The sequence below is a fragment of the Acidiferrobacteraceae bacterium genome (genome assembly GCA_037388825.1).
GTDB lineage: Bacteria > Pseudomonadota > Gammaproteobacteria > Acidiferrobacterales > JAJDNE01 > JARRJV01.
Window position 1 is genome coordinate 1 of sequence record JARRJV010000086.1, and the last position, 9,661, is coordinate 9,661.

General features: G+C 61.9%; 14 protein-coding genes. 10 read left to right on the top strand and 4 right to left on the bottom strand.

Annotated features, from left to right (window positions below; genetic code table 11):
• The 8 genes from P8X48_11840 to P8X48_11875 all read left to right on the top strand — a co-directional run.
• Positions 1–649: aminotransferase class V-fold PLP-dependent enzyme (locus tag P8X48_11840; protein MEJ2107995.1), on the top strand; the 649-nt coding region annotated here is incomplete at its 5' end.
• Between the two features lie 30 nt (positions 650–679).
• Entirely contained in the window at positions 680–889 is a 210-nt protein-coding gene (nifT, locus tag P8X48_11845) for a putative nitrogen fixation protein NifT (protein MEJ2107996.1), read from the top strand.
• A 2-nt stretch (positions 890–891) separates the two neighbouring features.
• Entirely contained in the window at positions 892–1,164 is a 273-nt protein-coding gene (locus P8X48_11850) for a DUF6129 family protein (GenBank protein ID MEJ2107997.1), read from the top strand.
• 16 nt (positions 1,165–1,180) lie between these two features.
• A complete protein-coding gene (locus P8X48_11855; GenBank protein ID MEJ2107998.1) occupies positions 1,181–2,332 on the top strand; it encodes a DegT/DnrJ/EryC1/StrS aminotransferase family protein in 1,152 nt (383 codons plus the stop codon).
• Positions 2,333–2,347: 15 nt separating this feature from the next.
• Positions 2,348–2,575, top strand: coding sequence for a hypothetical protein (locus P8X48_11860; GenBank protein ID MEJ2107999.1), 228 nt, complete (start codon positions 2,348–2,350; stop codon positions 2,573–2,575).
• A complete protein-coding gene (locus P8X48_11865; GenBank protein ID MEJ2108000.1) occupies positions 2,572–3,411 on the top strand; it encodes an SIR2 family protein in 840 nt (279 codons plus the stop codon). The genes P8X48_11860 and P8X48_11865 overlap by 4 nt, the downstream gene beginning before the upstream one ends.
• Before the next feature lie 15 nt (positions 3,412–3,426).
• Positions 3,427–3,633, top strand: a complete 207-nt coding sequence (locus P8X48_11870) for a hypothetical protein (GenBank protein ID MEJ2108001.1) — start codon at positions 3,427–3,429, stop codon at positions 3,631–3,633.
• A 55-nt stretch (positions 3,634–3,688) separates the two neighbouring features.
• Entirely contained in the window at positions 3,689–4,195 is a 507-nt protein-coding gene (locus P8X48_11875) for a GNAT family N-acetyltransferase (GenBank protein ID MEJ2108002.1), read from the top strand.
• A gap of 6 nt (positions 4,196–4,201) precedes the next feature.
• On the opposite strand, the gene P8X48_11880 is transcribed toward P8X48_11875, so the two are convergent.
• Genes P8X48_11880 through P8X48_11895 form a run of 4 tightly spaced genes read right to left on the bottom strand, consistent with a single transcriptional unit; the run spans position 4,202 to position 6,833 of the window.
• A complete protein-coding gene (locus P8X48_11880; GenBank protein ID MEJ2108003.1) occupies positions 4,202–4,630 on the bottom strand; it encodes an ArsC/Spx/MgsR family protein in 429 nt (142 codons plus the stop codon).
• On the bottom strand, positions 4,627–5,538 hold the full coding sequence (gene draG / locus P8X48_11885) for an ADP-ribosyl-[dinitrogen reductase] hydrolase (GenBank protein MEJ2108004.1): 912 nt from the start codon (positions 5,536–5,538) through the stop codon (positions 4,627–4,629). The genes P8X48_11880 and draG overlap by 4 nt, the downstream gene beginning before the upstream one ends.
• A 19-nt stretch (positions 5,539–5,557) precedes the next feature.
• Positions 5,558–6,355 (bottom strand): NAD(+)--dinitrogen-reductase ADP-D-ribosyltransferase, encoded by a 798-nt coding sequence (locus P8X48_11890; GenBank protein MEJ2108005.1) that lies wholly within the window; start codon positions 6,353–6,355, stop codon positions 5,558–5,560.
• 49 nt (positions 6,356–6,404) lie between these two features.
• Positions 6,405–6,833: a response regulator gene (locus P8X48_11895; protein MEJ2108006.1), complete on the bottom strand. Its 429-nt coding sequence runs from the start codon at positions 6,831–6,833 to the stop codon at positions 6,405–6,407.
• 454 nt (positions 6,834–7,287) lie between these two features.
• Between P8X48_11895 and nifH the strand changes: the two genes are divergently transcribed.
• Both nifH and nifD read left to right on the top strand, forming a co-directional pair.
• Positions 7,288–8,184: a nitrogenase iron protein gene (nifH, locus tag P8X48_11900; GenBank protein MEJ2108007.1), complete on the top strand. Its 897-nt coding sequence runs from the start codon at positions 7,288–7,290 to the stop codon at positions 8,182–8,184.
• A gap of 165 nt (positions 8,185–8,349) precedes the next feature.
• A complete protein-coding gene (nifD, locus tag P8X48_11905) occupies positions 8,350–9,540 on the top strand; it encodes a nitrogenase molybdenum-iron protein alpha chain (GenBank protein MEJ2108008.1) in 1,191 nt (396 codons plus the stop codon).
• The last annotated feature ends 121 nt before the right edge of the window (positions 9,541–9,661 follow it).

Below are 9,661 nucleotides of genomic sequence, written 5' to 3' on the forward strand. Positions count from 1 at the left end.
CAGGCAGAAAGGTGTTTTGTTACACGTCGACGCAGTCCAGGCGGTCGGAAAATGTGAACTGGACCTGGAACGGGTACGGCCCGATCTGTTGTCGATTTCAGGTCACAAGTTGCACGCACCCGCCGGAATCGGTGCGTTGTATGTACGCAAGGGCCTGAAGTTGCCGGCGCAGCTGTTCGGTCACCAGGAGCGGGGCCGTCGTGGCGGTACGCCGAACGTGAGCGGCATCGGCGCCCTGGGCACCGCGTGCGACTTGATCGCGAGAGACGGTGCTGTGGCCGTGGCCCACATGCGCGCCTTGCGGGCGCGTCTGGAGCAGGGAGTGACGGCGAACATCCCGTGCGCGCGCGTCAACGGCGGCGGGGCACCGCGTGTCGCGAACACGAGCAATATTCGATTTGGCCAGCTGACAGCGGAGATCATCGTCGATCGCCTGGACCGTGCCGGGATCTGCGTTGCCCTGGGCGCCGCATGCACGGCCGGAGGGAATGAGCCGTCCCACGTATTGCTGGCCATGGGCCTCGACCGGGAACAGGCCGAGGCATCCGTACGCTTTTCCACCAGTCGCTACACCACCACCGCAGAAATTGATCGCACGATTGCGGTGCTGACGGAAGTCGTCGGCAAGCTGGAGGCGGCTGCGGCCTGATTTCAAAACCGTGTGCAAAAGGAAACAAAGATGAAAGTCATGATCCGCCGCAACGGCGAAGGCGTTCTGTCGGCCTACGTGGCCAAGAAAGACCTGGAGGAACCCATCGTGTCGCTGGAAAAGCCCGAACTGTGGGGAGGGCGCATCACCCTGGCCAACGGCTGGGAGCTTGAGCTGCCGGCGATGCCTGCGGAAACGGGCTTGCCCATCACCGTCGACGCACGGCGAATTGGATCCTGACCATGTCCATCGAAGACAGCGAGATGCTTGAGATTGAGGCCTTTCTGGCGGCCGGTGATGCACGTGCGGCGGAATTCCGCCTGCGTTTTCCCGGCCTGTCGTTCACGCCCTGTTCCTCCAGCGACATGAACGGCGAGCGACCGTACAGCAGTCATGCGGATTTCGATCTGTACCTGATCGATGGCGGCGACCACTGCGTCCAGTTCACCACGGATCCGGCCAATGCCACAGGCATCGTGGTGGCACGCCACCCGCGCAAGCGGAAAACGGCCTGAGAGGCAGGGAAATCCTATGGACGTCTACACCATCCCGTTTTCGGACCCGGACATGAGCGAGGCAGAGATCGGCGCGGTCAGCGAGGTTCTGGCATCGCCGCGCCTGAGCCAGGGTCCGGTGGTGGAAGACTTCGAGACCGCCTTTGCCGCCTGGCTGGGACGCAAGCACGCGGTGGCTGTGGCCAGCGGAACCCTGGGTCTGTTGTTGACACTCAAGGCCCATGACATCGGCCCCGGGGACGAAGTCGTCGTGACGCCGTATTCCTGGCATCAGATCGCCCAGGCCGTGGCGCTCTGCGGGGCGACCCCGGTGTTCACCGACATCGACTACTGGAGTGGTACCGCCGTTGCGGAGAAGGTGGAGGCCGTCGTTGGCGCCAATACCCGCGCGCTGCTGGCGGGCAACACCAACGGGCATCCCGCGCCGTGGCGAGAACTGCGCGAAGTGGTGCAGCGCCATGGCCTGGTACTGATCGAGGATTCGACCGAATCCATCGGTTCCACCTATGAGGACCAGGCAACCGGAACCTTTGGTGACTGTGCCATATTCGATTTCTCCCAGCCGGGCGCCCTGGTGTGCGGCGAGGGCGGTATGGTGGTTACGGACAACGACGATATCGCCGCAGGCCTGCGCCAGTGGCGGAATCGACGACTGGACGAGCGCGCATCCATCGTCGCCGGCACGTATACGCCGTTTCAGGCGGGGGTCAGCGATCTCACAGCTGCGATCGGCCTGACGCAGTTGTCGCGCCTGGAAGGAATCCTCGAGCGTCGTCGCGAGATAGAGCAGTACTACTACAAGTATCTGAAGTCCTTCGAGGGCATCAAGGATCCGTACGTAGCCCCTGATGTCACCGCGGTACATTGGTTCGTCTACACGGTACACCTGGGTACGCGCTTCACCCGTTCGAGTCGTGATGCCATCGTCGATGACCTGCGTGGAGCAGGAGTGGAGGCCTACGCCTACTGCCAACCGCTGCACCGGCAGCGTTACTACCTGGACCGGGCGCCGGCGGACAAGAAGTTGTTTGTAACCGAGAAAGTCGCGGATCGCGCGATAGCGCTACCCTTCCATGCCCATCTTACGGAGGACCAGGTCGCGTTCATCGTCACAACGATGAAGGACTCCTCCGTAAATGTTGGTGCTGGTGCGGCAATCTATCTGTAATTGAAGGAGAGTACGATGGAAAACGATCGCGTCATTGTGCATGTGAAATTCGCTCCTGACGGAACGGTAGTCGATATCGGCGAACGCCCGCAGCAGCTGAGTCCGCAGCAGTGGTTCGATGCCCTGTGCAACCACACCGCCGGCGGCTACCAGCCCCTGGCTGGCGGTCGCGCCCTGTATCAGTTGCCGCGCACCGAACTTGAGGCCCTGAAATCAGGCGCCGGGGAGCAGGTGTCGAAATGAATACGGAAACGCTGGAAGAAATCCGGAACGGGATCGCCGCAGGGCGCGTTGTTCCCTATCTCGGTCCGGGTATGCTGGACCTGCTCGAAGATTGCGCCGTACCCGTGTCGCCCGAGGATCTGGTGGAACGGCTTGTGGCCAAGGCGAGTGTCCCGCACAAGATCCGCGGCAACCTCACGGCGGCGGCGCAGTTCATCGAGAACTTCAAGCACCGAAAGACAGTGAGCGCGGCGATGACCGAGGCCTTCAGCGCCCCCGGATCCCCTGCATCGCTGCACAGCTATCTGGTCATCGTACATGCCTGGTACGACGATGTGATGCGCCAGGCAATGGCGGGGCGTACCGATACCTGGGGCATGATCCAGGGGGTGAGCCAGGCGGAACACTTCGGCACCTGGGATCACTACTATGACTCTGCCGGCGAGGCGGTTGAGCCGCAGGACTCCGAATCCTGGGAAACGGTGCTGTATGAGCCCATCGGTGCGGTCAAACCCGATGCCAACTTCATCGTGTCGGATTCCGACTACGTGGAGGTGCTGACCGAGATTGATATTCAGACACCGATCCCGCCGGCTGTGCAATCCATCCGCACCGGGCGATGGTTTCTTTTCCTGGGTTGCCGATTCCGCAGTCAGCTGGAACGCGCGTTTGCCCGCCAAATCATGAAGCGATCGAGCCACCGGCACATCGCCGTACTGGCCGGGGACTTGACCCGAAACGAGGCGCGCTTTCTGAACGAGCAGAATATCGAGCGCATCGATCTGCCGCTGGCGGAATTTGCGTCCCTGTTGACCAGCTGCGAGTCGCCGTCTCTGACAGCAGCCGAGGCATCCTGAAGCGAGGGCTCCCTAATGGGTATAAAAATCTTTTGCCGCTGTGGTGCGGACATCACGAATGAGATCACGGCCTACGACAAGGAAACCAGGACCTTTCACTGGTTCGAGTCGAATGACGTGGAATGCGCCGATTGCGCCGGCAAATGGGGCAAAGCCGGGGTAGACAAGCCCGGGCGAAGCGAAAAGCGACGCGGTTTCCTTGATGTGTTGCTGATGCAGTAGGGATGCTGACGCGCGAGAAACAGGGCTAGGCGCGGGTCGCTCCGGGGGACGCGGCATGCAAGAGGACTCTTCACCACCGCGTACCGACGCGTCAATCGCGGGGGTCCTTGTCGGGGAACCGGACTCGCGCGACGTTCCCGCCATGCTGGAGCTGCTGGCGGAGTTGTTCCGACAGGAGCGTGACTTTCGCCCGGATCCCGACAAGCAGCTCCGTGCGCTGCGCCTGATCCTCGCCAATCCCGAAAAGGGCCACCTGTTCGTTGCCCGCACCCGCGGCCGGGTGGTGGGGATGGCCACGGTTCTGTCCACCGTCAGCACGGCCGAGGGGGGTCCGGTGCTCCTGCTGGAAGACGTCGTCGTCTCCGCCTCCTACCGTGGCGAAGGAATCGGTCGTGTACTCGTTGACCACCTCCTTCAGTGGGCGGCGGAACAGGGGTTTTTGCGCGTCAGCCTGGTGACGGACGCCGACAACCACGGGGCGCATCGCTTCTACGAAAATCTCGGCTTTGTGCCGTCAGAGATGAGACTCTTTCGCCGCAATCTCGGTTCGTCTCCAATGTAGGCAAACCTACGGTCCAGGCCGGTCTGGAACCGGGCATGGCTGCTGCCGTACACAGGTTTCGTCATCCCGCTCTTCTTCCAAAGCGGCCAGTCCAATCCAGCGACGAACGCGCTCGCGGTCGAAGCCGGCCTGGCGCCGGCCATCGGCCTCCATCAGTGGACGGCGGATGAACAGGGGATCGGCCAGCATCAAATCGAGCGCCATCTCCGCGTCGAGCTGTTCCGGCACGATCTCGCCCGACTTGACCCGCGGCGCGGCGCGGTTGATCCATTCGGCCACGGGCAGATCCCCGAAGAAGCTGCGCAGCTGTTCCCGTGTCCAGGCCTCGGTCAACAGACTTCGCGCGATCACTTCATGACCGGCGGCCTCGAGCAGTCTTTTTTGCCGCGTATTGTTCGCGCAGCCCGGTTTCTCGTAGAAGATGACGGTGGTCACGATATGGCTCCGGAAGGCTGTTTCTTCAGATTCATGGCAATCTCCAGCAGCGCCGGCGTCTGCAGTTCGATCTCCTGCTTCACGGCCGGGTCGAGCTTGGCGAGCCAGCGTGCTGGAATGGCGTCAACGCCGTAGGCGGCGCCGGCCAGCATTCCGGCCAGGGCACCCGTGGTATCGGCGTCGTCGCCGCGATTGACCACGCCGATCAGGCAATTCTCGAAGCTGTCAGTGTGAAAGAAATAGTGCAGGACAGTCTGCACGGTTTCGACGACGTAACCGGAAGCACGGCCGGGGTAGGGGTCAAAACGGAATTCACGGTGGTTGGCGATCAGGCGGTTGGCCTCCGCGCGGCAGGTGTGTATGCCCCCGCCCAGCAGGAGTTCCCTTGCCATGCGTCCGAGGGCGAGGGTGGCGGCATCGGACAGCGGGTGATTGTGCGTAATGTGACACTGGGCCAGGGTCGCGCGCTCGAATTCATCGTTGTCCATCAGGGTGGCGAGGGCCACGGGCAGGTTGCGCATGCAGGCACCATTACCGGCGTCCGTTTCGCTGGGCAGAGCCTCCAGGCTGCCCTCCAGCATGAAGCGGCGGATACCGCGACGACAGGTATTGCCGCAATCGACGGGCTTGGAACGCAGCCAGGCGACGAAGGCATTGGCGGCGGCGCCGGCGTCGAAGCCGCCGGAATCCACGATGGCGCCGCCGAGTGCGAGCGCCATACCGGTGTCATCGGTCACCTGTCCCGGCCTGAGCTTCAGCCAGCCACCGCCACGCATGCTGCGGTGCATCCCGTAGGCGGCGGCAATTTCGTTCGGGGTCATGAACTCGACGGTGGCTCCCAGGGCGTCACCGACGGCGAGACCCAGGTACGCTCCGAGCGCGAGCCGCTGTATCTCTTGCAGATCCATGTCCGATGGCGCCGTCAGGCTACAGCTTGTCGATGGAGAGGTGGTAATCGCCCCCGACCACGAGGTACTCGGCCTCACCGGTCAACGGGTGAGCCGGGAGAAGATCGCGAAAGAACACCACCTTCGCCGCTGGGACATGGGCCTCCACGACGATGTCGCCGAAGGTGTCGGCGACTCCCCGATCGGCCGTAAACGACACCAGATTGTTCAGGCGCATGACCGCAGTTCTTCGTGTCGGTCGCTCGACAATGTCGTGTTCGCGGAAATCACGCATCCCGCGGAACAGTCGAATGTGGCGCGATGCTGGCCGGCGGAAGCGGCGAAGCGACCATTGGCAGAATTCGTACAACAGGTCGAGCTGGGCATTGATGCTGTTGTTGTGGTAGCGGTTGTGCATCTTCTCCTCGATATAAGTTGCCCAGGCGGGAGACCCGACCCGTCCGATGGCGGCCTTGTGGAAGACCGGTGTCAGGCCGAAACGGCTTTCCACCCAGCCCTTGAATACCGCGCCCGCCGGACTGTTGGCATCGAAACCCCAGCCTTCCAGCAGCCGGCGATAGCTGGAGCGATAGCGTCGCCGCTGCCGGGTCTCCGGCTCATTGATGGCGAACACGGCGCTCATGTACTTCTCGAAGGCATCCGCGGCCTGTGCCCGGTCCGATGCCTGATCCAGCATTTCGAACAAGGCCGGATTGGTCTCCCGCACCCCGGCAATGCGCAGGCGAAGCGGGTGCTCATTGAAGGCCGCGCTGGCGAGCAGACCGGTGGGAATCCCGACGAGATTCGTCGAATGTTCCCGCCAGACAGTCGGGGCCATGGCCAATGTCATCGGCTTGCGAATCGGTTCGCAGACTCACCGTTCGGATCTAGGCGATCTCAACCGGGATGGAGATCGGCGCCGATTTCCCCAGGGCCAGGTCCACCTTGCGACGAACTGATTCCACCGTGAACGGCTTGGCTACCAGGCCGTGCGCGAGCGAGCCGACGCAGGACTGCGCGAAATCATCCCCGACACCTTCGGTGACCAGCAGCACCTTGGCCGCCGGGTAGGATGCAGCCAGCTCCTCCAGCAGGGCCGTTCCCCCGACACGGGCGATGTCGATGGCGAGCAGCACGACGTCCGGTACACCTGCGTCTTTGCTTTTGGCGTGGGCCTCATCCACGCTCGCCAGTTCGTGGGTCTCGTGTTCGTCATGCAACATGAATTGCAGCGCGGCACGAGCGATCTCGTCCTCATGCACCACGAACACACGATGGTTCTCCACCGCCCGGGAAGTCTCGACGCCGATCTGCATATTCCGTTCTCCAAAGTCGCGTGTGGGACACGTGCTTGGGAAAGCAAATTTCATTCCCGGCCGGGTCTATTTCAAGCGCCCGGCCATTGCGCCGAAAACCGCGACCACAGGGCCGGGCGGCCGTAGCCGCGCGTAGGGAGCATTGTGATTCGTGTTCCGTTTGCTACAGCGTCATGTGCTTTGTCGGATTTGTAACACCTTGTAGGACCGTGCCGCGGCGCCGTGTTTCCCGGTTTTTCGCGGGTTTCAGGCGAATAAAGACCCTGCTCCGGGTCTGGCACGGCGGTTGCTAAACAGGGGGTGCGCAGTAAACGTTTTACCGGATTTGTAACCGATACGAAGACCTACAAAGTGTTACTAACTTCCAGTGATGCCGGTGGCGTGTTTGCTGGCAAGCAGTAGCAGGCACGAATGAACACAAGGTTAAACACTTAGGCTCTTTAAGGAGGTCAAGATGTCGGACGGTTTGAGACAAATAGCGTTTTACGGGAAGGGCGGTATCGGCAAGTCCACCACGTCGCAGAACACGCTGGCGGCGCTCGCCGATATGGGTCAGAAGATCCTCATCGTCGGTTGCGATCCGAAGGCGGATTCCACGCGGCTCATTCTCCATGCCAAGGCACAGGACACCATCCTCAGCCTGGCGGCCGAGGCGGGCAGCGTCGAGGATCTGGAAATCGAGGACGTGATGCGGACTGGCTACAAGGACATCCGCTGCGTGGAATCGGGCGGTCCGGAGCCGGGCGTGGGTTGTGCCGGTCGCGGTGTGATCACCTCGATCAACTTCCTCGAGGAAGAGGGTGCATACGACGGCATCGACTACGTCTCCTATGACGTGCTCGGCGACGTGGTGTGCGGCGGTTTCGCCATGCCCATTCGCGAGAACAAGGCGCAGGAAATCTACATCGTCATGTCCGGCGAGATGATGGCCATGTATGCGGCCAACAACATCTCCAAGGGCATTCTCAAGTATGCCAATTCCGGCGGTGTGCGCCTGGGCGGCCTGGTGTGCAACGAGCGCCAGACCGACAAGGAGCTGGAACTGGCCGAGGCGCTGGCCGCGAAGCTGGGAACGCAGCTGATCCACTTCGTGCCGCGGGACAACGTGGTACAGCACGCCGAACTGCGCCGGATGACGGTGATGGAATACGCGCCCGACTCCAAGCAGGCCGCGGAGTACCGCACGCTGGCGGAGAAGATCCACAACAATGCGGGCAAGGGCATCATTCCGACCCCGATCACCATGGATGAGCTGGAAGAGCTGCTGATGGATCACGGCGTCATGACGGAGGTGGACGAGTCCGTCGTCGGCAAGACCGCAGAGGAACTTGCGGCAGAAAGCGTAGCGTAGTGGCAGGCGCCTTGCCCGGGTCCGTTTGCGAGTGCGGATCCGGGCCGGGCACCGGTCCTGGACCGAGGACCCCTGCGCATGGCGCCGGATTGAGGGCGCGGCGGTATTCGCAGGAGTTTCACGGGTAAAGAGGGTTTCAGATTAACGATTAGGTAGGAGGGCGAAATGAGCCTGACAGTCGAGCAAAAGAAGGAACGCAACAAGGAATTGATCGAAGAGGTGCTGAAGGTCTATCCCGAGAAGACCGTCAAGAAGCGCAAGAAGCATCTCAACGTCTACGAGGAAGGCAAGCCGGATTGCGGCGTCAAATCGAACATCAAGTCCATCCCGGGCGTCATGACCATCCGTGGTTGCGCCTATGCCGGATCCAAGGGCGTGGTCTGGGGACCGATCAAGGACATGGTGCACATCAGCCACGGTCCCGTCGGTTGCGGCCAGTATTCCTGGGCGGCGCGCCGGAACTACTACATCGGCACCACAGGTGTCGACAGCTTTGTCACCATGCAGTTCACCTCCGACTTCCAGGAGAAGGACATCGTCTTCGGCGGCGACAAGAAGCTCGACAAGGTGATCGACGAGATCCAGACGCTGTTCCCGCTGAACAATGGTGTCAGCATCCAGTCAGAGTGCCCCATCGGCCTGATCGGTGACGATATCGAGGCGGTGGCGAAGAAGAAATCCAAGGAGTATGACGGCAAGACCGTGGTACCGGTACGGTGCGAGGGCTTCCGCGGTGTGTCTCAGTCCCTGGGCCACCACATCGCGAACGACTCCATCCGCGACTGGGTATTCGACAAGAGCGACGACAAGCATCCCGAGTTCGAGACCACGCCCTACGATGTCGCCATCATCGGCGATTACAACATCGGTGGCGATGCCTGGGCCTCGCGCATCCTGCTTGAGGAGATGGGCCTGCGGGTGATCGCCCAGTGGTCCGGTGACGGTTCCATCGCCGAGCTGGAGAACAGCCCGAAGGCGAAGCTGAACGTGCTCCACTGCTACCGCTCGATGAACTACATCTCGCGCCACATGGAAGAGAAGTACGGAATTCCATGGGTGGAATACAACTTCTTTGGCCCGAGCAAGATCGAGGAAAGCCTGCGCAAGATCGCCAGCCACTTCGACGACAAGATCAAGGAAGGGGCCGAGCGCGTGATCGCCAAGTACCGTCCCATGGTCGACGCGGTGATCGAGAAGTACAAGCCGCGCCTGGAGGGCAGGACCGTCATGCTGTACGTCGGCGGACTGCGTCCCCGCCATGTGGTCGGCGCCTACGAGGACCTGGGCATGGAGATCACCGGCACCGGCTACGAGTTCGGTCACAACGACGACTACAGCGTACGACCAACTACGTGAAGGACGGGACCCTGATCTACGACGACGTCACCGGTTACGAGTTCGAGCAGTTCGTGGACACGCTCAAGCCAGACCTCGTCGGTGCGGGCATCAAGGAGAAGTACGTGTTCCAGAAGATGGG